The organism is Cryobacterium sp. Hh38, from assembly GCF_004403235.1.
Lineage (GTDB): Bacteria > Actinomycetota > Actinomycetes > Actinomycetales > Microbacteriaceae > Cryobacterium > Cryobacterium levicorallinum.
Window position 1 is genome coordinate 118809 of sequence record NZ_SOHD01000017.1, and the last position, 23069, is coordinate 141877.

At 61.2% G+C, this 23069-nt stretch carries 20 protein-coding genes and 1 tRNA gene; 11 read left to right on the forward strand and 10 right to left on the reverse strand.

The features are described 5' to 3' along the window. Positions 1–33: 33 nt before the first annotated feature. Genes E3T41_RS06575 through E3T41_RS06600 form a run of 6 tightly spaced genes read right to left on the reverse strand, consistent with a single transcriptional unit; the run spans position 34 to position 7108 of the window. Positions 34–1740, reverse strand: a complete 1707-nt coding sequence (locus E3T41_RS06575) for a protein kinase (RefSeq protein ID WP_104132956.1) — start codon at positions 1738–1740, stop codon at positions 34–36. After that, positions 1737–3188 (reverse strand): penicillin-binding protein 2, encoded by a 1452-nt coding sequence (locus tag E3T41_RS06580; RefSeq protein ID WP_134477799.1) that lies wholly within the window; start codon positions 3186–3188, stop codon positions 1737–1739. Before E3T41_RS06580 ends, E3T41_RS06575 begins: the two co-directional genes overlap by 4 nt. After that, the gene (locus E3T41_RS06585; protein WP_233195407.1) at positions 3188–4573 is read right to left on the reverse strand and encodes an FtsW/RodA/SpoVE family cell cycle protein; all 1386 of its coding nucleotides are present in this window, start codon (positions 4571–4573) and stop codon (positions 3188–3190) included. Before E3T41_RS06585 ends, E3T41_RS06580 begins: the two co-directional genes overlap by 1 nt. After that, positions 4566–5801, reverse strand: a complete 1236-nt coding sequence (locus E3T41_RS06590; protein WP_092448032.1) for a PP2C family serine/threonine-protein phosphatase — start codon at positions 5799–5801, stop codon at positions 4566–4568. Before E3T41_RS06590 ends, E3T41_RS06585 begins: the two co-directional genes overlap by 8 nt. Positions 5802–5804: 3 nt before the next feature. After that, complete coding sequence (locus E3T41_RS06595) at positions 5805–6356, reverse strand: FHA domain-containing protein (protein WP_166791510.1); 552 nt, start codon at positions 6354–6356, stop codon at positions 5805–5807. Positions 6357–6358: 2 nt separating this feature from the next. Next, entirely contained in the window at positions 6359–7108 is a 750-nt protein-coding gene (locus E3T41_RS06600; RefSeq protein ID WP_134477803.1) for a DUF3662 and FHA domain-containing protein, read from the reverse strand. 417 nt (positions 7109–7525) lie between these two features. Here E3T41_RS06600 and E3T41_RS06605 point away from each other — a divergent pair. The 5 genes from E3T41_RS06605 to E3T41_RS06620 all read left to right on the forward strand — a co-directional run bounded on the left by E3T41_RS06605 (position 7526) and on the right by E3T41_RS06620 (position 12887). After that, positions 7526–7609 (forward strand) — tRNA-Leu (locus E3T41_RS06605). A gap of 832 nt (positions 7610–8441) precedes the next feature. Further along, complete coding sequence (locus tag E3T41_RS17815) at positions 8442–8585, forward strand: hypothetical protein (RefSeq protein ID WP_158251675.1); 144 nt, start codon at positions 8442–8444, stop codon at positions 8583–8585. 403 nt (positions 8586–8988) lie between these two features. After that, the gene (locus E3T41_RS06610) at positions 8989–9882 is read left to right on the forward strand and encodes an alpha/beta hydrolase (protein ID WP_134477805.1); all 894 of its coding nucleotides are present in this window, start codon (positions 8989–8991) and stop codon (positions 9880–9882) included. Positions 9883–10010: 128 nt separating this feature from the next. Then, entirely contained in the window at positions 10011–11378 is a 1368-nt protein-coding gene (locus tag E3T41_RS06615) for an NAD(P)/FAD-dependent oxidoreductase (RefSeq protein ID WP_092448035.1), read from the forward strand. 48 nt (positions 11379–11426) lie between these two features. Further along, positions 11427–12887, forward strand: a complete 1461-nt coding sequence (locus E3T41_RS06620) for a class I adenylate-forming enzyme family protein (RefSeq protein WP_166791505.1) — start codon at positions 11427–11429, stop codon at positions 12885–12887. Here E3T41_RS06620 and E3T41_RS06625 read toward each other — a convergent pair. Next, positions 12880–14949 carry a 3-hydroxyacyl-CoA dehydrogenase NAD-binding domain-containing protein gene (locus tag E3T41_RS06625; protein ID WP_092448037.1) on the reverse strand — a complete coding sequence of 690 codons (2070 nt, stop codon included), beginning with the start codon at positions 14947–14949 and terminating at the stop codon, positions 12880–12882. The two genes, E3T41_RS06620 and E3T41_RS06625, sit on opposite strands and share 8 nt — an antisense overlap. Before the next feature lie 190 nt (positions 14950–15139). On the opposite strand from E3T41_RS06625, the gene E3T41_RS06630 reads away from it, so the two are divergent. Continuing rightward, the gene (locus tag E3T41_RS06630) at positions 15140–15766 is read left to right on the forward strand and encodes a TetR/AcrR family transcriptional regulator (protein ID WP_092448038.1); all 627 of its coding nucleotides are present in this window, start codon (positions 15140–15142) and stop codon (positions 15764–15766) included. Between the two features lie 69 nt (positions 15767–15835). On the opposite strand, the gene E3T41_RS06635 is transcribed toward E3T41_RS06630, so the two are convergent. Genes E3T41_RS06635 through E3T41_RS06645 form a run of 3 tightly spaced genes read right to left on the reverse strand, consistent with a single transcriptional unit; the run spans position 15836 to position 17548 of the window. Then, positions 15836–16198 (reverse strand): nuclear transport factor 2 family protein, encoded by a 363-nt coding sequence (locus E3T41_RS06635; RefSeq protein WP_092448039.1) that lies wholly within the window; start codon positions 16196–16198, stop codon positions 15836–15838. A gap of 1 nt (position 16199) precedes the next feature. Further along, positions 16200–16859: a 3-oxoacid CoA-transferase subunit B gene (locus E3T41_RS06640; protein ID WP_198416393.1), complete on the reverse strand. Its 660-nt coding sequence runs from the start codon at positions 16857–16859 to the stop codon at positions 16200–16202. Then, positions 16856–17548 carry a 3-oxoacid CoA-transferase subunit A gene (locus E3T41_RS06645; RefSeq protein WP_092448041.1) on the reverse strand — a complete coding sequence of 231 codons (693 nt, stop codon included), beginning with the start codon at positions 17546–17548 and terminating at the stop codon, positions 16856–16858. Before E3T41_RS06645 ends, E3T41_RS06640 begins: the two co-directional genes overlap by 4 nt. 211 nt (positions 17549–17759) lie before the next feature. Here E3T41_RS06645 and accB point away from each other — a divergent pair, with 211 nt between their 5' ends. The 5 genes from accB to E3T41_RS06670 are packed head-to-tail and all read left to right on the forward strand — an operon-like array spanning position 17760 to position 22936. After that, the gene (gene accB / locus E3T41_RS06650) at positions 17760–18269 is read left to right on the forward strand and encodes an acetyl-CoA carboxylase biotin carboxyl carrier protein (protein WP_158251673.1); all 510 of its coding nucleotides are present in this window, start codon (positions 17760–17762) and stop codon (positions 18267–18269) included. Between the two features lie 4 nt (positions 18270–18273). Next, on the forward strand, positions 18274–19632 hold the full coding sequence (locus E3T41_RS06655) for an acetyl/propionyl/methylcrotonyl-CoA carboxylase subunit alpha (protein WP_092448043.1): 1359 nt from the start codon (positions 18274–18276) through the stop codon (positions 19630–19632). Between the two features lie 60 nt (positions 19633–19692). After that, entirely contained in the window at positions 19693–21165 is a 1473-nt protein-coding gene (locus tag E3T41_RS06660; RefSeq protein WP_092448044.1) for a carboxyltransferase, read from the forward strand. A gap of 4 nt (positions 21166–21169) precedes the next feature. Next, the gene (locus E3T41_RS06665) at positions 21170–21997 is read left to right on the forward strand and encodes an enoyl-CoA hydratase-related protein (protein WP_092448045.1); all 828 of its coding nucleotides are present in this window, start codon (positions 21170–21172) and stop codon (positions 21995–21997) included. A gap of 15 nt (positions 21998–22012) precedes the next feature. Then, on the forward strand, positions 22013–22936 hold the full coding sequence (locus E3T41_RS06670; RefSeq protein WP_134477809.1) for a cyclase family protein: 924 nt from the start codon (positions 22013–22015) through the stop codon (positions 22934–22936). Positions 22937–23069: the final 133 nt, after the last annotated feature.

A 23069-nucleotide genomic window follows, 5' to 3' on the forward strand; every position in this document is an offset into this window, starting at 1 on the left:
GTGAGCGCTACTTTACCGCACGGCATTGGGGAATTACTCCCCGACAGCGGGGTCGCCAGTTACGCTCACGTCTGCCGTTGGGGAAAACTCAGAGCTAACCTGGCCACAGAAATAGCGGAACTTGACCTTGAAATTCTCTGTTCCGGCGGTGATCGTGGCCGTCGTCGTTTCAGCGGTGGTGGGGTTGGCCGAGGTGATGATGGCGGCACCGCCCTCCGTTGCGATCTCATAGCCAGCCAAAGTCTGGCCGGCCGGGCAGGTCTGGGCGTTCCAGTTCACCGTGACAGTGCCCGCGGCAGCGACGGGCGAAGGCGTCGCCGTCGGGGCTGACGTCGGTGTGCTCGGCGTGGGGAACGCGCCGTAGACAGTCAGGGTCACGGTCGTCCCGGCCGGAACCGGCCCCCGGGGGTTGACTCCGTACACCGTGTCAACTTCTTCCTCAGACCCGGCCGCATTTCCGGGTTGGACGTCAGCCACGAATCCCATCTCAACGAGAAGGGCGGCGGCATCGGCGCTGGGCTTACCCACGAAATCTTCCGGATTGACCGACGTGTTCGCATTGGTGGGCGACGGCGTCGGCGACGGGGTCGCCGATGGTGTAGCCGACGGGGTTGATGAGGGTGGCGCTGACGTGGTCTGGGCCGGTGCCGGGGTCTCGTTGTTCTGCGTGAACAGGGCGATGAGCGTTCCGGTGAGCACGATCACCAGCAGCGCGACGAGGGCGATCAGCGGCCAGGTCCACGGACTGCGCTTCTTCTTCTCCGCTTCGGCAGCGGCCGCGGAGGCCCGCGTGATGGGCGCACCGGTGGCCGGCAGAACGGTCGTGGCCTGGTCGGAGCCGGCACCGGGCATGAGCATGGTGGCGCTCGTGGCCGAGAGGCCGCCCAGAACGGACGGCACGGCCACCGCGGCTGCAGCGACGTCACCGCGACGCAAAGCGGATGCCGCGCGCGCCAGGTGGGCAGCAGACGCCGGCCGGTCGGCAGGGTTCTTCGCCAGGCAGGCGAAGACCAGATTGCGTACCGGTTCGGACACGGTCACCGGCAGGTCGGGCGCTATCTCGTTGATCTGAGCCATGGCAATCGCGACCTGCGACTCACCCGTGAACGGACGACGTCCGGCCAGCGACTCGTACGCGACGATGCCGATCGAGTAGATGTCGGTGGTTGGCGATGCGGGGTGGCCGCTCGCCTGTTCCGGTGAGAGGTACTGCACGGTGCCCATAACCTGGCCGGTCGCGGTGAGCGGAACCTGGTCGGCGATGCGGGCGATGCCGAAGTCGGTGATCTTGACCCGGCCCTCCGGCGTGATGAGCAGGTTTCCGGGCTTGATGTCGCGGTGCACGAGACCGGCGGCGTGGGCGGCGTGCAGCGCGGTCGAGGTCTGCGCGACAATGTCGAGCACCTTGTCGGTCGGCAGAACGTGCTCGCGCTCGAGAATGGTCGACAGAGCTTCGCCGGGCACTAGTTCCATGACCAGGAAGGCGCTGCCGTCTTCTTCGCCGTAGTCGAAGACATTCGCGATGCCTTCGTGGTTGACCAGGGCCGCGTGGCGGGCCTCAGCGCGAAAGCGCTCGAGGAAACCGGGGTCGCCGAGATACTCGTCCTTCAAAATTTTGATGGCGACGCTTCGACCGATTACGAGGTCGGTGGACTTCCACACCTCCCCCATGCCGCCAATCGCAATGCGCGACTGCAGCTCGTATCGTCCCCCGAAGGTGAGGCCTGCTGTGGGTCTCATTTGTTAAGCACCGCCTCTAGTACTTTCTGTGCGACAGGTGCGGCAAGTTTGTTGCCGAACCCGGTTTGTCCTTCTCCTCCGCCGTCCTCGATCAGAACGGTGATGGCAAATTGTGGGTCGTCCGCCGGTGCGAAACCGGTGAACCAGAGTGTGAACGGATCGGTTGACCCGTTCTGCGCCGTGCCGGTTTTCCCCGCCACTTCGACCCCGTCTATTCTTGCATTGCTCGCGGCACCATCCTGAACGCCATTGATCATCATCGCGCTCAGTGTTGCGGCTGTTTTTTCGCTCATCACCCGCCCAAGTTCTGCCGGTTTGAAGGTTTGGATGGCGCTGAGATTGGGTGCGAGGATCTCCTGCACCAGGTTGGGCTGCATCACGACACCCCCGTTGGCGATGGCGCCGCTGACCAGGGCCATTTGCAGCGGGTTCGCCCGCACGTCGTACTGACCGAAGGCTGACTGTGCGGTCTGCGGACCGTCGAGCCCGTCGGGGTACACGCTCTCGGTCACGCTCAGGGGAATGCTGAAGCTGCTGTTGAAGCCGAACTTCTCGGCGGTCTCCCGAATGGCCGTGTCGCCGAGCGCGACGCCCAATTCGGCGAACGGGATATTGCAGGACAAACGCAGTGCTGTGGCGAGGGTGACCGTCTCACCAGCACCGCAGGTTGACCCGCTGGAGTTTTCAATCTTGCTCGTGGTGCCCGGCGCGGTGTACACGGCCGGGTTCGGAAAGGTGCTCTCCGGCGTGTAGTCGCCCGACTCCAAGGCGGCCGTCGTCACGACGAGTTTGAAGATCGACCCGGGCGGGTTGAGCGAATTGATCGCCCGGTTGATCAGCGGGTCGTTCTCGTCGGCCAGCAGGGCCTCGTAGCTCGCGGTGACCTCGGCGTTATTGTGCACGGTGAGTAGGTTCGGGTTGAAACTCGGCTTGGAGACCATCGCCAGGATGCGGCCGGTCGTCGGTTCGGTCACGACGACCGATCCGGTGTAATCGCCGAGGGCATCCCAGGCGGCCTGCTGGGCTATTGGATCGATCGTGACCTCGACGGCTGCGCCCTTCGGGTCTTGGCCGGTGACTAGGGCGCTGATCTTGTCAAAGAACTGCGAGTTGGAGGTTCCGGTGAGTTCGGCGTTGAGGGCGAACTCGAGGCCGGTCGGTTCGCCGTTGATCGGAATGTATCCGGTGATCGGCGCGTACAACTCGGGGTTGATATAGGTGCGGAGAAATTTGTAGTCGTCGTCGGCTGGCATGGACTGGGCGATCGGGTCGCCGGCCACGAGGATGGCGCCGCGCTCGACCTGGTAGCTGTCGTACAGCGTGCGGGTGTTGCGCGGGTCGGCCGACAGATTGTCGGCTTGAAAGGCCTGCACGATCGACGTGGAGCTGAGCAGGGCGATGAACATCAGCATCACGACGATGCTGACGCGCTTGAGTTCGCGGTTCATTAGACCACCAGCCTGGGTTGATTGCGCACTGTGTCGGAGAGCCGCAGCAACAGGGCCACGATAATCCAGTTGGCCACGAGCGAGGAGCCGCCGGCGGCCAGGAACGGCGTGGTCAGGCCGGTGAGGGGAATCACCCGGGTGACGCCGCCGATGACGATGAAGCACTGCAGCGCCACAACGAAGGCCAGGCCGACGGCGAGAAGCTTGCCGAAATCATCCTGACCGGCGAAGCCGATGCGGAATCCGCGGGCCACGAATAGCAGGTACAGGGCGAGGATGGCGAAGATTCCGGCGAGCCCGAGCTCCTCGCCGAGGCTCGCAATGATGTAGTCACTCTGCGGTACCGGGGTCAGTTCGGGCCGTCCCTGGCCCCAGCCAGTGCCGAGCAGGCCGCCTTTGGCGAGGCCGAACAGGCCTTGCACGAGCTGAAAGCTGCCGCCCTCGGCTTCATAGACTTTGGGGTTGAGCGCATCGAGCCAGTTGGTGAACCGGCCGTTGACGTAGTTCAGGGTCTGGCTGGCCAGCAGGGCGCCGCCGAGGAACAGGCCCATGCCCATGATGACCCAGCTCGCCCGCCCGGTCGCGAGGTAGAGCATGACGAGGAACAGACCGAAGTAGAGCAGGGCGGTTCCGAGGTCGCGCTGGAAGATGATGACCGACATCGACAGGGCCCACACCACGAGAATCGGACCGAGGTCGCGCAAGCGCGGAAAGCGCGCGCCCAGAAACTTCTTACCGACCATGGAGAGACTGTCGCGGTTGCGTACGAGGTAGCCGGCAAAGAACACGGCGAGGGCGATCTTTGCGATCTCACCGGGCTGGAACGTGCCGAAACTGCCAAAGCCGATCCAGACCCGAGCGCCGCTGATTTCTTTACCCAGGCCGGGCACGAGCGGCAGAAAGAGCAACACCACACCGACGAGACCGAAAATGTAGGTGTAACGAAACAGCACCCGGTGATTGCGGATCACGAGCAGCACGACGATCGCGCTGAAAATGGCCAGGGCGCTCCACACCGTCTGGCGCACTGCGGCGCTCGCCCAGCCGCTGTCTTGGTCGGCGATGTCGATGCGGTAGATCATGGCGATGCCGATGCCATTGAGCACCGTGGCGATCGGCAAAATGAAGGGATCGGCGTCGCGAGCGACAAATCGCAGCACCACGTGCAGGCTGATGACCAGAACCGACAGGCCGGTTCCGAGCAGCACCAGGGTCGGGTCGAGATCGCCGAGAGCGCCAAGCTGCACGAGCACGACCGCGCTCGCGTTGATGAAGCAGGCGATCAGCAGCAGGAACAGTTCGAGGTTGCGCAGTTTCTGCGGCAGGTGCAGACGACGCACCGGCTCGGTTCCCTGACGCGCTTGCAGAGCGGATGCTTTACTCAACGACCGCACCCTTCAGCCGTTCGACGATGGCCTGCGCATCCGCGAGGGAGCCGGCACTGATGGTCTGCTCGACCTGCTGGCGGTCGTAGACGCGCAAATCGGACAGGTTGATGTCGGTGGCCTCGTACACACTGGACAGCTTGAGCGGGCCGATATCCTGCTGCACGCCCTGGTAGATCGCGACGGTCGAACCCTCGGAGCCGACGAAATAGCGGGTTTGGGTCCACTGGTAGCTCAGGATGCTGGTGCCGACGATCGCGAGTACGAGCAGAATAACGCCGAACAGCCAGGTGGCCTTGCGGCGGCGCGCGCGGCGGGCATCCTCTTCGATCAGTTCGGAGAGGTAGTCCTGGGAATCGGGTTCGAAGTGCGTCTCGCGTACCGGGTGCAGCCGCAGGGCCGGGATGCGCAGCGCTCGGTTGCGGCCGGGTTCCTCACCGAAGGCGAGCGGATTGGCCGCCGACCCGACAACGACGGGACTGTCTGTGCGCGTGCTGCCGTCGCCCGCGCCAATGTCAACGATGACGACGGTGACGTTGTCTGGGGCGCCGCCGTCGAGGCTTTCCTTCACGAGCAGGTCGGCGACATCCTGCGCGTTGGCGCCACTGGCCAGGGCGGAGGCTATGCCGGTGTGCGAGACGACACCGGTGAGACCATCGGAGCACAGCAGCCAGCGGTCGCCGTCGATCGTGGCCAGGATCGACGTGTCGATTTCGGGACTCGCCTCGACGTCACCGAGCACACGCATGAGCACGGAGCGGCGTGGATGCACCATGGCTTCGGCCTCGGTGATGCGACCGCTGTCAACCAGCCGCTGCACGAAGGTGTGGTCGATGGTGATCTGGGAGAGTTCGTTGTCGCGCAGCAGATAGATGCGCGAGTCGCCGATGTGGGCGATCGCGACCTCGTTCTCGAGCACCACGATGGCGCTGACGGTCGTGCCCATGCCGGTGAGTTCGGCATGCTCGAACACGGTTTCGGCCAGCTGGGCGTTGGCGCCGATCAGGGCGGCCTGCAGGGCGAATTCGGCGTCTTGGGCACTCGCATAGGGCTTGTCGGCCTCGATGATGCGTTTCGTGGCGATCGACGACGCGACGTCTCCGCCGGCGTGGCCGCCCATGCCGTCGGCGACCACGAACAGGGTGCGTCCGGCGTAACCGGAGTCCTGGTTATTGGAGCGAACCTTGCCGACGTGGGACGTGGCTGCGCTGTGACTTACCGTCGCCATGACTTACCGCCGAAGCTCGAAGCTGGTGGCGCCGATCTTCACGGTGGCGTTCAGGGGAATTTTGGTCGGCACGGTGACGCGGGTGCCGGCCAGGAAGGTGCCATTGGTGGAATCGAGGTCTTGCAGCATCCACTCGTCATTCCAGAGCATGAGTCGGGCATGGTGGGTTGAGGTGTAATCATCGCGGATGACCAGGCTCGAGTCGGCCGAGCGGCCGATCGTGATGGTTTCGGTGCTGAGCGGAAACTCGGTGCCGGACTTCGGGCCGCTCGTGATGACGAGGCGCGTGGTGTTCTGGGCGGTGGCGAGTGCACCGTCGGCGGCCGGGCTGGCCCGCGCGATCGGGGCTGGTGCTGGGGTTGGTGCGGGGGCTGCAACGGGAGCGGCAGCGGCGGGGAAGGCTGCGGCGGAGGCCGGTGCGGCGGCATCCGTTTTCAGGCGGCGTACGCGCTGGCCGAACAGGTCGCTGCGCAGCGCGTAGACGATGCCGAAGATGAACATCCAGAGCAGGAGAAGGAAGCCGATGCGCAGCACCAGCAGGGTCAGTTCGCTCACGTTCATGCGTTCGGCCTCCAGAATCCGCCCATGTCGTGGCGTTCGGTGGCGGGGTCGGTCGGTGCGGCCGCGCGCGGAGTCTCGTTGGAGGCCTGCGCGAGCACGCGGAAGACGATGCGGGTGCGGCCGATGGTGACGATCGAATCGGGTTCGAGGATGGCCTGGCTGACCGTGGCACCGTTGAGCTGGGAACCGTTGGTGGAGCCGAGGTCGCGCACCTGGGCGCGGGCGCCGTCCCAGATAATCTCCACGTGACGGCGGGAGGTGCCGGTGTCGTCGATGGTGATGTCGGCGTCGGAGCCGCGACCGATCACGGTGCGGGCCTTGACCAGCGGATGCCGGGTACCGTTGATGTCGAGCACCGGCGTCCAGGCGACACTGGTCGCTACCGTGCTGGAGTCGATCTGCACCAGACCCTCGCTGAGGCTGCCGTCGTCTTGCAGGGTGATCACAATGCCGCCGGTGAACTGGTAGCGCTGCTCGGTGCCGTGTTTTTGCAGCAGGGCGGTGAGCTCATCGATAAGGGTCACGCCGAGCGCGCTCATGCGCGCGTAATCGGTGTGGGACATGCGCACGGTGAACCGATTGGGCGCGAGAATGCGATCCCGCGCGACAACCGCGGCTTTGGTGTCGAGCTCACGACGCAGCGCGGAGGTAATTTCCACCGGCTGCAAGCCCGATCGAAAGGTCTTGGCGAACGCTCCGTTGACGGCGCGCTCCAATCCCTTTTCAAAGTTATCCAGTATGCCCACAGGTCTCCCGATCCGGTCCGTTTGGCTATGAGCATGTTACTTGTCTCGGGTGACAACCCGCCTTTGAGGCGCAAACGGCACGAACAGTCATACTACCTGCGGAGGGTCCTGGACCGAATTCGTGGCCCATTATGGGCATTCCTTTGGACTTTTTTGGAGCGGATGCGGTGCGCGCGGGCGTGCGGATGCGGTGCGCGCGGGCGTGCGGATGCGGTGGGGGCTGGGCGGGCGGATCTTGTAGGTGCAGTCGAGCGGCGGCATCCGTTGGGAGTGCGCCCGATGTGAGTGCTTGCTCCGGTAATTACCGTAGCGGCCACCGATATCGGGCGTGATCACGCCCGATCTGGCCCCGACGGCCCGGGCGGCGCGCCGTCGAATGGCGCTGACACCCCTCACAGTGTTAGCATTCCTAAGTTCGCGCGAGTGGCGGAATTGGCAGACGCGCTGGCTTCAGGTGCCAGTGTTCGAAAGGACGTAGGGGTTCAAGTCCCCTCTCGCGCACTGCGGGTGTTTCAGGAAATTGAAGTTTCGTTTTCATGAAATCCAAGCGAACAGGCCGGTCGAGTAGAAATACTCGCCCGGCCTTCGGTTTTTAACGGTGTGATCGGGCCGGTCTGGAGCTTCTGCGGCGGCTGCGCGTTAAACGCAAAAATACCTGCGGTGGGCAGGTTAAAGGTTTCGGCGTGCAGTGGGAGTCGTGCTGGAGTCGAGGCCTGAGCGTTTGCTGACGTTGGCTAGGTCTTCGAAGTTCTTTGCCTTGATCGTTTTGTTGGCAGATCCAACCAGGCTGCGCATGCCGAAGTGCTCCCGGTGCTCCGGCGACTTGTAGGGAAATTTTTGCAGGTGCTTGACGGCGAGCCTGGGGTCTTGGTTTCGTTCGGCGGGTGCTCCGGCGTCGAGAGGGATTGTGACGCTGACAGCGTGTAGTCGGTTTGGCGACTCTTTTGCTACTGGCACGGTCGATAGCCATGTACGTGCCGGGAACGGGTAAAGGAATCATTGAGAACCGTCCTTGTTGGGCTGGCCTTTGGGCTTCATACGGTAGGCATCGCGGTTTTCCAGATAAGCCCTGTGGGGTTGGGTCGCCCGGTTCCCGAAATCAGGGTCGCATCGGCCGGAAGCATTCGCACATTGGTGTGTAGGAGTTGTTCGCACAGCCAGTCCAGACGCTCAAGATTGCGTTCAGACTTTCGTATGGCCCTTGGCGTTCATTGCTTCGCGAGCAACTTTGCGTAGGTCTTCGGCTTCAGCCGCTTGTTTCGGGGACCGGGGTACGGACAACACGGGCCATCGTGCGATTCGCTGAGCGCCACAGGCGTGGGTACCACGCGTCGTGGTCACCGGCGTGGTTTTGTATGCCGAGCAGGGCGAACTCTTCGGCGCGGAAGTGAACATCGAGGGTTTCTGTGATGCGGTGATAGTTGATGCCGTCGCCCAGTTGAACGTGCAGGAGCAAGTGAACGAGGACGGCTCGTAACGGGATGGTTGGTTTGACCCCCGCATTTGATTTCAGGCGTGCGTGCCGCCATTCGTTGAGTTTGGTGACGACGGCCGAGTTGTCGACTCAAAGTACCGGGCCGCGTGTCGCGCCCGTTAAGGCAACGGCGACGCATTTTTACGGTCGGTGCGTGACCCTCCGACCCGTTTTTTGCGTCGATTTTGATTTTGTCGCGGATGGTGGCCACGATCTCGCGCAGGTTGAAAGTTGGGGAGCAGCATGGTGACGGTGATTTGGGCAGCGACGGATTTGCGCGCGGTTCTCTGATTTTCTCGGTTCAGTCTTGTCTGCCGCGACATCTTCCATTGTGGGGATGCAGGGGCCTAGTGTAAAACAAACGATTGATTTATCACCTCCGGACAATGAGCTATATGAGGACAACATGGCACCGGACGATGGACTGCATTTTCTTGCGAATCTCTATAAAGATTGGTCCGTGCGCATGGCTGTCGAACCGGCGTTGTCGCTTTCTGCCGTTCGGGAACTTTTTGAAGAGCGGCAGCGGCCGACCATGGAACCGGAAGATGTTTGCTTTCGAAGCGAAACCGTTGGCGGCGTCGACTGTGTGTGGGCAGTTCCGGCCGGAGCGGATCTCCGAAAAGTGGTCCTCTGGGCGCATGGCGGTGGCTTCATCGCGGGCTCAGCAGCCAGCCATCGTAAGCTTGGCGGTCATGTCGCGAAAGAACTGAACGTGACTGTTCTCCTTCTCGACTATCGGCTAGCCCCCGAGCACCCGTTTCCGGCGCAGATGGAAGACTTCACCACAGCGTATTGCGAGCTCCTCGACAGGGGCTTTCTGTCAGAGAACTTGACCTTGGGCGGTGACTCGGCAGGCTCCAGTGTGGCTGTTTCGACTGCGCTCAATCTGAGGGACCGCGGCATTCCGGGTCCGCGGCATATCATCTGCTTCTCTCCGTGGGTTGATGTCGAGTTGATGAGCCCGTCGCTGTGGACGAGCGGTGAGACGGACTATCTCGTTCCTAGGCCATCGGGTCCTGAGCTCGTCGCTATGTTCCTGGGCGGCATCACACCGGCGGACGATCCGTTGGCCAATCCTCTTTACGCTGACTTCGCAGGTTTCCCCCGTCTCTATATCAACGTGGGATCGGGAGAGGCGCTGCTTGACGACGCCCGCCGACTCCATGAACGTGCACTCGCTGCCGGGGTTGATTCAACGCTCAGCCAGGTTGCCGGCATGCAGCATGTTTTCCCCATCCTGGCCGGGCGGGCGACGGAAGCCGACGAGGAGCTCAAACGACTCGCGCAATGGTTTTAAGGAAGAAGATGATTGACAGGTTGAAATATCTGCATCAGGATATGAATCATACAAACGATTGGTACATCTCAATGGTGAGAGCATAATAACTTCTCTTCGTGGTGGGCCCCAGCTATGAGGAGAAACTCATGACGTTCGAACTGCCTGACACCTTTGCGATCGTCGGAGCGGGCCCTGCCGGCCTCGTCACCGCCCGCGCATTCCTCAACTATGGGCTCAAGATTGAAATCCTCGAGCGCCACAGCCGTGTCGGCGGAATCTGGGACAAAAGCAACCCCGGATCTCCTGTCTACGAGAGCTGTCATTTCATCTCTAGTCGAGACTACGGGGGATTCATCGGCTACCCCATGCCCGCCACCTACCCCTTGTATCCCAAGTGGCACCAGATACGTGACTATGTTCGGGGCTTTGCCGATACATTCGGTCTGACCGCGTTTATCCGGACCGATTCAGACGTTGTCAGTGCCGTGCCAGTGGACACCGACGTCGGCCGATACTGGTCGGTCACGCTGGGCTCCGGTGAGACTCGAAACTACCGAGGCGTCGTTAGCGCAACGGGAGGTCAGTGGGTTCCGGTCATTCCCAAGTTCTCCGGGTCCGAACGGTTCACCGGCACCATCATGCACAGTTCGGAGTACGACGACATCGATGTCTTCCGAGGCAAGAAAGTGCTGGTGGTCGGCGCCGGCAATAGCGGCGTTGACATCGCAGCGGACGCGGCGTTCATGGCGGAGAAAGCTGTTCTCTCGACCCGTCGGGGATATTGGTTCCTCCCCAAGCTCGCCTACGGCGTCCCGGTGGGAGACCTCTTGCAGGGAAACATCCCCGATGAGAAACTGCCCGCGGAACTTGTCGGGCTGGATTCAGCGGGAATCATTCAGAAAGTCCTGGACGCTGTCGTGGGTGACGTCACAAACTACGGTCTGCCCGCGCCGGATCACCCATTGGGCGCGACGCACCCCATCACCAACTTCCAGGTACTGCACGCTCTGGCGCACGGCTTGCTCTCCTATCGCCCTAATATTCAGGAGATCACTCCAACCGGGGTGATATTCGAGGACGGCAGCTTCGAAGCGATCGACGTCATCGTCTTTTCAACGGGGTACGACAACAGCATTCCCTGGCTGCCCGAAGGAATGCTCGAGTATGAAGAGGGGCAGCCGAAGTTCCTGCTCGGGGCACTCGTCGACAACGTGGAGGGACTGTACGGCGCGGGAGTGCTGCACTTCGCGGGCAACACCTACCCGGTCTTCGATCAGCTCGTTCAGCTTGCGGCAGCAGACGCGAAGGCACTATTGTCTGGCGAAAATGGAGCTCGTCTCAAGGAATTACGGGCGTCATATCGGCCCAGCTTCAAGCACGACGGTACGTTCCTGGATGTGCGGCGCAACGCGAATCATGTCGATATAGAGGCTGTCAACACCTATCTCAAAGAACTGGAAGAGGACTTCGGGGTTCCCGTCCCGTACTTCAACACTCCTGACTTCTATGTGTAAGTTCGACGGATGGCCCGTCGAACCTGGGCTCTCGAAGGTGGCACGCGCATGAACCGGGCTCTGCCGATTCTCGACTGGGCTTTCTCACAACCGGACAAGGCATGCCTGGTCACCGATGAACGTTCCTACAGCTACCGCGAAGTCAGCCTCGCGATCCAACAGGTCGCGGCCAGCCTCATGAGCGCTGTCGGCATCGGGACGCGCGTGGGCCTGTTCATCGACAGCACGCCGAACTTCATCGTCTATCAACACGCGGTTTTCTATCTTGGTGGAATCGTGATGCCCCTCAATCGGGCGTTGACGGAGCCGGAAGTTGTCGAAGTCGTGACACTCGTCGGTCTGACGATCGTCGTGAGCGATACGCCGTTAGAGCTTCCTGACGGCGCAACAAACATCGTCGTCGCGGGGGAGTTCGATGTGCCGCCGCCGGGCGCCGTGATCCCCACCCCTGCCGTTCTTCACCCTGACGCTGGCGCCTGCCTCCTGCAGACATCGGGGTCGACCGGCCGTCCCAAGGGCGTGCTCCTATCCATGGGAAACCTCAGCTCCAACTATGACGCGACCTATCGTTGGATAGGCATCGGCAAGGAAGATCGCATTCTGCTCACCCTTCCGGTCTTCAACACCTACGCGCTGAACCAGGGCATTAATATGATGGCGATGACCGGTGCCACGCTGCGCTTGGTTCGTCGCTTTTCACCCGAGCGTCTGCAAGAAGTAATGAATGAATTCCTGCCCACATTCATCCCTCTCGTCCCCACCATGGTGACGCGCCTGCATCAAGCCGGCGTGCGCTTTGACGGTGACGTGCGGGTTGGTATCGGCGCCGCTGCGTCGCCGTCTCAAATCTCAGCCGATGCATGGTCGGTGTTTCCCAGAGCCCATATTTACTTCGGCTATGGATTGACGGAGGCCACCGCGATCGTCAGTACGAACCACGTGGGCACGAAAGAGAACAACACCGGGGACTATCTCTCAGCGGGCGCAGTCGTACCGGGCGTGCGGGTCACGATCCGGGACCCATCCGGTGAAGACGCCCGCGGCGAAGTTCTGGTTTGGGGTCGAGCCGTGTTCAGCGACTATGTGGGGACTGCTGAGCCGCGCCCCGTCGAAGATGGATGGTTGCTCACGGGGGATATCGGTCTCTTCGATGAGAAAAGACGATTGCACATCGTCGACCGAAAGCGGGAGTTGATCATTCGCGGTGGACAGAACATCTACCCCGGTGAGATCGAACGCGTCCTGTCGTCCCATCCAGCCGTGAGTGAGGCCGCAGCAGTCGCCCGCGCTGATGCCGACTTCGGCGAAGTCCCTGTTGTGTACGTCGTGCTGCGTCGCGGGGAGAACGTCTCCGGCGCGAAACTCCTGACGTGGGCGGCGGCCCGGCTTGCACCGTTCAAGGTGCCGGAGGATGTCTTCGTCATCGATGTGATGCCGAAGACTCCCACCGGCAAGATTCGCAAATTGGATCTGCGCCGAGGCAGGGAAGTGGAGAACGCCGTCAGCTGAGGGGAGAGCCCACTGCGGCCAGCAGGGCGACAACTTCTGGGGGCATGACGCCCGTGGTCGCAGGCCGGGCCAAGGCGAAGATCAACGGGCAGGACTGGTAGGACGCTGCGAGCCCCTCCATCAGCCAGGTTGGGGACTGCGCGGCGGCGAAGCGGATGGGGCCGCCCAGCGCTTTGGGAAATGCGAAACCTGCTGTCATCACCACGTCGATGTCGCTGGCGCGCTGAGCAACGCCGCTCGCGAGAACTTCTGCGGCTCCGACCAGCATGGAGGAGATGATGCGCTGCTGGATCTCGGCCGATGTGAAAAGGCGAGGCGTGATGCACTGGGCGGCTCGGCTTTCCGCGATGACCTTCGCGGTGTTTTCACTGGGTATTCCCCGTTTCGCTCCATCGGGATAGGCGTACCAGCCCTCGCCCGTCTTGGTGCCCAGATGGCCTTGTTCGCAGAGAGAATCGGCGATGGTCACGTAACGTTCGAGCGGATTTCGAGAGCTACTCAGACGTTTTCTTCGCGCCCAGGCGATGTCGAGGCCGGACATATCCGACACGGCGAAAACGCCGATGGGGAGGCCGAGATCCACCATGGCAGCGTCGACGTCCTGAGGTGTGGCGCCCTCTTCGACAAGGAATTCTGCCTGCGCTCGGTAGTCCGTGTAAATGCGGTTACCGATGAAGCCTTCACCGACCCGCGCCGGAACGCCGGTTTTCCCTAGCTTGCGAATAAGATCCGCCAGGGTGGACGCGGTGGCGTCGTTTGTGAAGCGTGTTCGGATGACTTCGACGAGTGGATTCTTCTCTGCGGGGTTGAAGAAATGAAAACCGGCCAGGCGCTCCGGATAGCGAAGGCTCTGGGAGATTTCATCCAAATTCAGATACGACGTATTGCTGGCCAGAACCACGGTGGACGAAACAACGGTTTCAAGAAGCCCCAGAAGGTCCTTCTTCACCTGCATGTCTTCAAAAACGGCATCGATGATTAGGTCAGCGGTGGCCAGATCCTGGACATTCAACGTCATGGTGATGGTGCCGTTGTTTTTTACGTCGCTGTGGTCCTGTGCCAGCGATGTCATTGCGCGGTCGAGTACCTCTGGGTTGGAGTCGAAGAGCGTGACCGCGAAGCCCGCCGTTCGGCATACCTGAGCGATCGAGGAGCCCATTGTTCCCGCGCCGGCGATTCCGATATGTGACAGTTGTGCGGCGGTCGCAGTTGTGCGGAGGCCTTTTGCGGCGGCTCTCGTGGCGAAGAATAGATACCGGAGGTTGATCGCTTCGGTGCCGGATCGCAGCTCGTTAAACGCTTGACGCTCGAGGGCCAAAGCCTCGGCTGAGTCGCGGGTGAGCGAGCCAATAGTGAGTTCGACCGCCCGGGTGATATTGGGGCGAGCGCGGCCCCGGCCGGAGGCTCTTTCAACGGCACGCTCAATGAGATCGGGCGGGTCAACGGGAGGGATCAGATCGAGGGTCCGTCGTTTGGAGGCCATGGTCCGTGCGGCGAAAATTGCTGAATCAAGGAGGGCCTCTGCGGAGACGATGCTGTCGACCAGCCCCATGCCGAGTGCCTCTCTGGCCGTGATGTGACGCCCGGATGAGATGAGGTCAATCGCCGCCGCGACTCCCACAAGGCGAGGGAGCCTGACGGTGCCGCCGGCGCCGGGGAGAATTCCCAGGGTCACCTCTGGGAGGCCCAGCACCGCCGTGGAGTCGGAGATTCTGGCGTCGCATCCCAGAGCGACCTCCAGGCCGCCGCCGAGAACGAAACCCGTGAGTGCTGCAACTACAGGGCAGGGGAGTGCTTCCAGCGCTGCGATGACGGTCGGGAGTTGGGGTGCCTCTATAGCGTTCTCGAATTCCTTGATGTCAGAACCTGCATAAAAATGTGCGCGCCCGCTGGCCAGGACGACCGCACGGACATCGGACATGGTCGCGACGAGTTCCAGCGCTGCGAGCAGGTGTCGCCGCAACAGGCTGTTGCCCATGTTCATGGGGGGACTGTCCAAGGTAATGATCGCCACACTGGAGCGTACGAGCATTGAGACGACTGTCATGTGGTGATGCCTCATCCTTGAGTTAGTTTCAATTCACCCGATCGATACGCGGTGCACGGATCATATTATCAAACAATCATTTGGTTGTCATAGTATGGAAAAACAAGTTCGAGATACCGACTAAACACCAAACAATCGGTAGTATGTCTTTCTAAGGACTAGAGGTATCGCGGCGCAGTCAGCCCTGGCTGAGAAATGGGTAATCATGAAAAAGAAACCATCTGAACGCCCCTCCGCGGAGGGGCGGAACAGAGACGGGAACGTCATCGCTGCAGCTATTTCCGTCATGTCGGAAAAAGGGTATTCCGGCACCTCAATTCAAGAGGTCGCCGATCGCGTCGGTGTGCTAAAGGGCAGTCTCTACCACTATTTCTCCTCCAAAGAAGAGCTCCTGTTTCGCATCCTCGACGAATCGCACTCGGAGTCAATGGTCATCGCCGACGCGGTTGCCGCTTTGGGCCTGGATCCGATCGACGAGTTGCTGGAATACGTGACGCGACAGAGCGTGTGGTATCTGGCCAACGTTGAACGCGCCAACATCTTCTTCACGGAGTCGCGGAACCTCACGGGGGAGCGGAAGGCGCTGACGAAAGACCGCGGCCTGCAGTTTGAACGGCATGTGCGTGATCTGATCACCGCGGCGCAGGAAAGCGGACAGATTCGCAGTCAGCTGGATGCGAGGCTGCTGACCCGCTTTGTGATCGGCGCGATGAACAATGTTCGTTTCTGGCCATCGCGAAGTGCGGGGAGCTTCTCGGACGAACAGCTCGTTTCCGCCCTTGTCGAGCTGACGTTCAACGGGCTGGAAGCCCAACCGGCCGCGCACGATTAGCGGTCGGCCGCCGGATGAGGGGCTGCCTCACTCTGGCCAGGGCGGCGCGTTCGCCTGACGTAACCCGGCTCAGGCGGAGGTGAGTTCCGCCGTGTCATAGAACGACCGGACGGCGGCGAACTTGCCGCCGATTACCGTCATGCAGTTGATGCCCCGAAGCGGGTATCTGATGCCTGCCGACGTGATGAGGACGGACTGCCACTCAAATGCGGACTCGGCACCCGATGTGGTTTCGTGCACGATAGCGACCTCAAGGCCCGGATAGAGGTCGCTCGCGTTTGCATAGAAGCCACGAATGGCGTCGTGACCCTGGAGGTTCCAACCCGGTGTCACAAAAGTTGCATCGTCTCGGTAGAAGGCCATTATGGCATCGAGATCTCGCGTGATTTCGGCATCCCAGTAGGCACGGGCTATGTCGAAGTTCGTTGACATGTCAGTTCCTTACGGTTGCGGACTTTGTCGCGTCGATGAGGGTGAATCCCACCAGCGTCGAGAGCTGACCCGCATCCAGATCATCGAAGATTTCGAGAATCCGAACGCCGGCAGGAATGACGTCGAACACGGCCACGTCCGTGTATATCCGTTCCACGCACTCGGCGCCGGTGAGCGGGTAGCTGCAGTTCTGCACGAGTTTGCTCTCGCCGGTCTTAGAAAAGAGGTCCATCACGACGTAGACGTGTTTCGCTCCCGCTGCCAGGTCCATCGCCCCGCCAACGCCGGGAATGGACGTGGTCGAGTTCGTGCGCCAGTTGGCAAGGTCGCCCCGCGCCGACACTTGATAGGCACCCATGACGCAGAAGTCAATGTGTCCTCCACGCATCATCGCGAAGGAATCGGCATGATGGAAATACGACGCGCCGATCTCTTCGGTGACGTAGACCTTTCCCGCGTTGGTCAGGTCCGCATCTTCTTGTCCGGGGAGCGCGGCGCCTCCCATTCCCAGCATCCCGTTCTCTGTGTGGAGAATGATCTCCCTGTCCTCGGGTAGATAATCCGCCACGAGTGTCGGTACGCCGATACCGAGGTTCACATAGGCGCCGTCGGGGATGTCTTTCGCCACTCGTGCCGCAATTTGGTGGCGCGAAAGCCTCATGATGTCACTTTCGGGTTGGTCGGGGCGTAGCCCGTGCTTATGAAACGGTCCACATAGATTCCGGGGGTCACGATGATCTCGGGATCCAGTTCGCCGAGTGCCACCACGTGATCGACTTCGGCAATGGTTACCTTGGCTGCGGCAGCCATCACGGGGCCAAAATTTCTCGCCGTCTTGCGGTAGACGAGGTTGCCCCAGCGATCCGCACGGGATGCCCGGATTAGGGCGAAGTCTGCATGCAGGGGTGTCTCGAACACGTAGTGTTCCCCGTCGATGAGGCGCACTTCCTTGTCCGCGGCCAGCTCTGTGCCATAACCGGTCTTGGTGAAGAAACCTCCGATTCCGGCACCCGCAGCACGGATGCGTTCGGCGAGGTTGCCTTGAGGGACGAGCTCGAGCTCAATCTTGCCGGCGAGAAAAAGTTCATCGAAAACAGTGGAGCCGATTGCTTTGGGGAAGGAGCAGATCACTTTGCGAACGCGGCCGGCTCCAAAAAGTCGGGAGATGGCGTCCCCGCCCGCCCCGGCATTGTTGTTGATGACCACGAGGTCGCTGACCCCGCGGTTCAGGAGTGCCTCTATCAGCGCGATGGGCTGGCCGGGAGGGCCGAACCCGCCGATCATGATCGTGGCGCCGTTTTCGATTCCCGAAACGGCTTCTCCCGCGTCGTGGACTTCTTTGTCAATCACCGGACACCTTCACTTCGTGTTCTTGGCTGGGTCTTGAGCTAGTCAACCATACGTCTGTTCGATAAACCAGAATCAGTATGTCGAACTTCGTATTGACAACAATGCTTGACCGCCTTGTTCTGGTGACCATATACTAAAACTGCCAACCGATTGTTTGATTCAAGCACGTCGGTCTTAATCCGGCAGACCGAGAATGGCAAAGGAGCCCACAGTGAGTCTTTCGTCCGCTGATATCAATAGCATCGTCGCAGCCCTGCACGAATCGGACTGGGATGAGGCCGTCGTGAGCGTCGGCGACGTAAAGATTTCCGTTGCTCGTAACGGCGCCCACCTTCCCGGCGGATCAACCGCGATGACGACTCCTGCACCGGTCGCGGAGCCGGTCGTCGCCCCTGTTGCGGCCCCCGCAGTGGCGGTTTCCGCTCCGATTCCGTCCTCGCCGGCAGCAACGGCACACGCTCCGGCCAATGCCACGGACTTCGCCATCACGGCACCCAGCATTGGGGTTCTGTGGCGTTCCCCCGAACCCGGCGCCACTCCCTTCATTGAGGTCGGTCAGCGCGTTGAGGTCGGGGACACGGTGTGCATCGTTGAAATCATGAAGCTGATGAACAACGTTGCCTCCACGGTTACCGGGATCGTGACGGCTGTGCATGCCGAAAACGGGGCGACCGTTGAATATGGAACACCCCTGTTCAGCGTTGACGTCACCGCGAACTGACCCCGTGCGCAGCATTCTGATTGCCAATCGCGGTGAAATCGCCGTTCGTATCATCAAGGCTTGCTTCGACGAAAATATCGAGAGTGTCCTCGCCGTCTCGGCCGCCGACGTTGATTCGCTCGGGGCCAAACTCGCAGATCGAATCGTCGTCATCGGGCCGGCAGCAGCGGGGGAAAGCTACCTCTCCGTTGAACGGGTCGTGGCAGCGGCGCGTCACGCGAACTGCGATGCACTCCACCCTGGCTATGGGTTTCTTTCCGAGCGGCCGACTCTTGTTGACGCCTGTGAAGAAAACGGGATCACGTTCATCGGGCCTCCGGCTGAGGTCATGCGTCGCGCGGGCGACAAGCTTCAGGCACGCGCGGTGGCGGAGTCCATTGGTATTCCCACGGGCAAGGGATCTCCGGGGCTGACCAGCGTCGAAGACGCGATCCGGACGGCCGAGCACTTGAACGCATACCCTCTCCTGCTCAAAGCGTCGGCCGGCGGTGGTGGACGTGGAATGACGGTCGTGAGGAATCCCGATGACCTCAGCCAGGGTTTTGTCCGGTCGAGCACCGAGGCACTGCGTGCCTTCGGTGACGGAACCCTCTATCTCGAGCCCTACATCGAGAAGGCTCGACACATTGAGATTCAGATCCTCGCCGACTCCCAGGGGACCGTCTGCCACCTCGGCGAACGTGACTGCTCAGCGCAGCGTCGATACCAGAAGATCATCGAGGAGGCACCCAGTGTCGGTCTTCCGGATGACCTCATCATCCGGATCAGGCAGGCTGCAGTTGACCTGGCGACAGCCCTCAACTATGTCGGGGCAGCAACAGCCGAGTTCCTGGTTGACGTAGAAAGAAACGCCTTCGTCTTTCTGGAGGTGAATGCCCGAGTTCAGGTTGAGCATCCCGTCACTGAGGCAGTATCGGGAATCGACATCGTGCGCGAACAGATTCGTATCGCCCAAGGCTTGCCCCTGTCGTTTTCGCAAGAGGATGTTTCTATTACAGGGCATGCCATCGAGTGCCGGATTAACGCCGAGAATTCTCGCAATAATTTTCTGCCCAACCCCGGCCTGATCGAGGAGTGGACGATGCCTCAGGGCACGGGCATTCGCGTGGATACCTACGCACACAACGGAGCTCACGTACCCCCTTACTATGACTCGCTGATCGCGAAGATAATCGTTCATGCGACCGACCGACAGCAGGCAGTAGACCTGATGGCCCGCGCGCTGGCCAAAGCGACCGTTCGCGGCGTCGACACGACAATCGACCTTCAGCTCGACATTATGCGTAACGAGACTTTCCGCACCCAACCCATCACCACCAAATGGCTCGAAGAATCATTTCTTCCGGCCCGGCCCGCAGCCTAAGCACGTTCCCTTGTCACCGCTCACTATGTGTGCATGCCCCGACGCTTCGAAGGAAATAGCATGAATGTCGAATTTGTAGACCAGACCCTGCGCGATGGAACTCAGAGCCTCTGGGGATTGCGGATGCGTGCCTACGATGCCGCAGATGCCCTGCCGTACCTGGCCAAGACGGGATTCGAGACCATTGATCTGACGGGCCCAGGTGTCTTCACCGTCCTCGTTCGGGAGTTCAACGACGATCCATGGGACACGATGGACTTCCTCGTCAAGGGCCTGCCGGGCAACAAAACGCGCTGCGGAATGCGCACCCACAGCGTGATGGGATTCGCCCGCGCCCCTGAATCGATCATCGACCTGTGGGTCCAAACGCTGATCAAGCACGGCGTTGAGAATTTTTGGATTTACGACTGTGCCTTCGACCTCCCGGTGATGAAGCGCTTGGTCGATGTGATTGCCGCGGCTGGCGGGGAGGCGCTCCCGTCGATCATGTACGGCTTGACCTCGATTCACGACGACGCGTTCTTCGCCGCCCAAGCAAAGGAAATGGCATCGTGGGCAGGAGTGCGTTCCATCTATGTAGAGGATGCGCCCGGCATTCTGAAACCGGAACGCGCAAAGACCCTGTTACCGGCAATCCGCGCGGCGGCTGGCGATATGCCTCTTGAGCTTCACTGCCATAACAACGCCGGGATGGCCCAGCACAACTACATGGTGGGGATTGAGAGCGGTTTTAACCGTATCCACACCGCGTCACGCCCTCTCGCCAATGGGGCATCTCTTCCGTCGACGGAGAGCATGGTCGACATCGTCGAATACATGGGCCACACCCATTCGCTCGACCGGAACATGTTTGCGCCCGTTGCCGAGAATTTCATTCGAGCAGCCAAGGCCGGAAACCACTTACTTGGAGTGCCTGCCGAGTTCGACCCCCGGATCTACGATCACCAGCTTCCCGGTGGCATGACGGGCACGCTCATCAACCAGCTCGGCAAGCATGGGATGGCTCACCGGCTGAATGAGGTCCTGAACGCGATCCCTCAGGTTCGTTTGGATTTCGGCGAACCGATCATGGCTACTCCGTTCTCCCAGTTCGTCGGAATACAAGCGGTGCTCAATATTGTTACGGGCGACCCCTACAGCCTGGTTCCTGACGAGGTCATCCACTACCTTCTCGGTCACTATGGGCCCATCCACGGCACCGTGAACCAGAACGTGCGCGACCGCGTTCTCTCCAGTGCGCGCGCCAAGCAAATTGCCCAGTGGGAGCGCCCCGAGCCCAGCCTGAAGGAGATTCGTTCGCGCTTTGCCGCCGGGATCTCGGACGAGGAGCTGCTGCTTCGCTACATGAACTCCGAAGATGAGGTGAACAAGACCCTCGCGGCGGGACCTGTGCGCAAGGACCCTCGCCGGAGTGCAAACAGGATCGTCGAGAACATCGTGGACTTGGTCGGAGAGAAGAGCACGGCCACAGCCTTCTCGGTGTCATCTCCTGACTTCAGCGTTCACCTCAGCAAATTGACCGGAAGCAAGTAAGGCCATGACCGCAGACTACGAAGCCATCACCCTCCTCGAGGAAGACAACGTCGCCTGGATCACGTTCAACCGGCCTGATCGGCTCAATGCCCTGAATGATCAGCTCTTGGAAGAACTAGGCCACGCGTTGGATTTCCTGGCAACGTCAGACAGCAGGGTCATCGTCCTCAGGGGCAGCGGCCGAGCATTTTCGGCGGGCTACGACGTCGGTTCGGACTCTAATGAAATCGGCTACGCGCACGAGCGAAGCCCGGTTGAAGACCGTGACCGTCAGCTCGCGAACATCGATTTGTTTCTGAAAGTGTGGCGCCACCCGCTTCCTGTCATTACCTCCGTTCACGGCTTCTGCATGGCCGGAGCGACGCAGCTCTGTGTGTTCTCCGACATCACCATCGTGGCTGAAGATGCCGTCATCGCCGCTTCCCCGGCTGTTCCCATCGGGGGTGGGTTCATCTCCCCGTTGTGGGCCACCATCGTCGGTCCCAAGCGCGCAAAGCTCATGAGCTTCGACGCCGGCCATCGCATCAGCGGTGTGACGGCTGTCGAATGGGGCTGGGCCACGGAAGCGGTCCCTGCGGATGCTTTGGATGAACACGTGCGAGCGCTCGCGGTCTCCATCGCTCGCACGCCGACGGCGATTCTGAAGCTCAAGAAGGAGGCCATTAATCGGGTTTCCGAACTTCAGGGTCTCGTCACGATCGGGCGGATGGGCGCCGAAACAGATGCGCTCCTCCATCTCACGCCCGAGGTTCAGCTCCTGCAGAACCTGATCAAGGAACGTGGCCTCAAGGGCGCCATCGCTCACTTCAACTCCGGCGAAATGAAATTCTAGCCAAGAACGGATCCCATGATTCCCGCATTCGATGACCTCCCTGAAATCGGCACCATCGGCATCAAGCACTCGTGGGGGGTCCTTCCCGTTTCGTTGGGAACGCTCGCGTTTCTGAGCCCGGCGGCGACGCTCGAGGCCAGCCATGCCGTCCGTACGGGGGAGACGATTTCTCTCAATGTTCCCTTCGACGACTTCGCACCGCCCCTCTTCGGCCGCCCCAGCCTGGGGCATCTCGTGACGGAGACCGGGAAGAACACGTTCGAAGACACCTTGAACGATTTCAATCCTCAGTCCGCATCACAATGGGACGGCCTAACCCACATCCGGGCCCGAGAATTCGGATTCTACGGTGGCATCACCGACGGCGACGAAGCCCGAACAACACTGGGAATGCACCACTGGGCCCAGCACGGCATCGTTGGCCGCGGATTGCTCGTCGACGTCGTTCGGTATCGGGCCGCGCAGAATATCGCGTGGGACCCGTTCGTGGAGGACGCCGTTGAAGCGTCTGAAATCGCCGACATCATCGCCTGGCAAGGACAGCATCTGCAGCCCGGAGATATCCTCTGTGTTCGCACCGGGTGGATGGGTGAATATCGACGTCGAGCTTCCACCGACGGAGATTTCTCCCGCGTCGGGGACCAGTTTGCCGGAATAGCGTCCACCGAGGCAATGGCGCGATTCCTCTGGGACAACAAGGTTGCTGCCGTCGCATCGGACAACCCCGCTGTGGAGAGCGCTCCTGGCGATCCTCGCAATGGCTCGCTTCACCGGCGACTGATCCCCGGGCTGGGCTTCGCCTTGGCAGAGCTCCTCGATCTGGATGCCCTCGCTGACAGGTGTTTCGAGCTCAACGCATACAACTTCCTCTTTTCCGCCGCACCGCTCCCCCTGACCGGGGGAGCGAGCTCAACGGCAAACGCACTCGCCATTCTCTAGACGAACGACCGCTGCTCTGGCTGCTTTCGCTGCTCGGCGCGGTCGTTTGGCGCGCCTGCGTGTCTCCGCGATCGCGAACATGGCAGCCCATCGGGGTGTTGTCGCAAGCCGGTTCTGATCCGGCTTCCGCTCG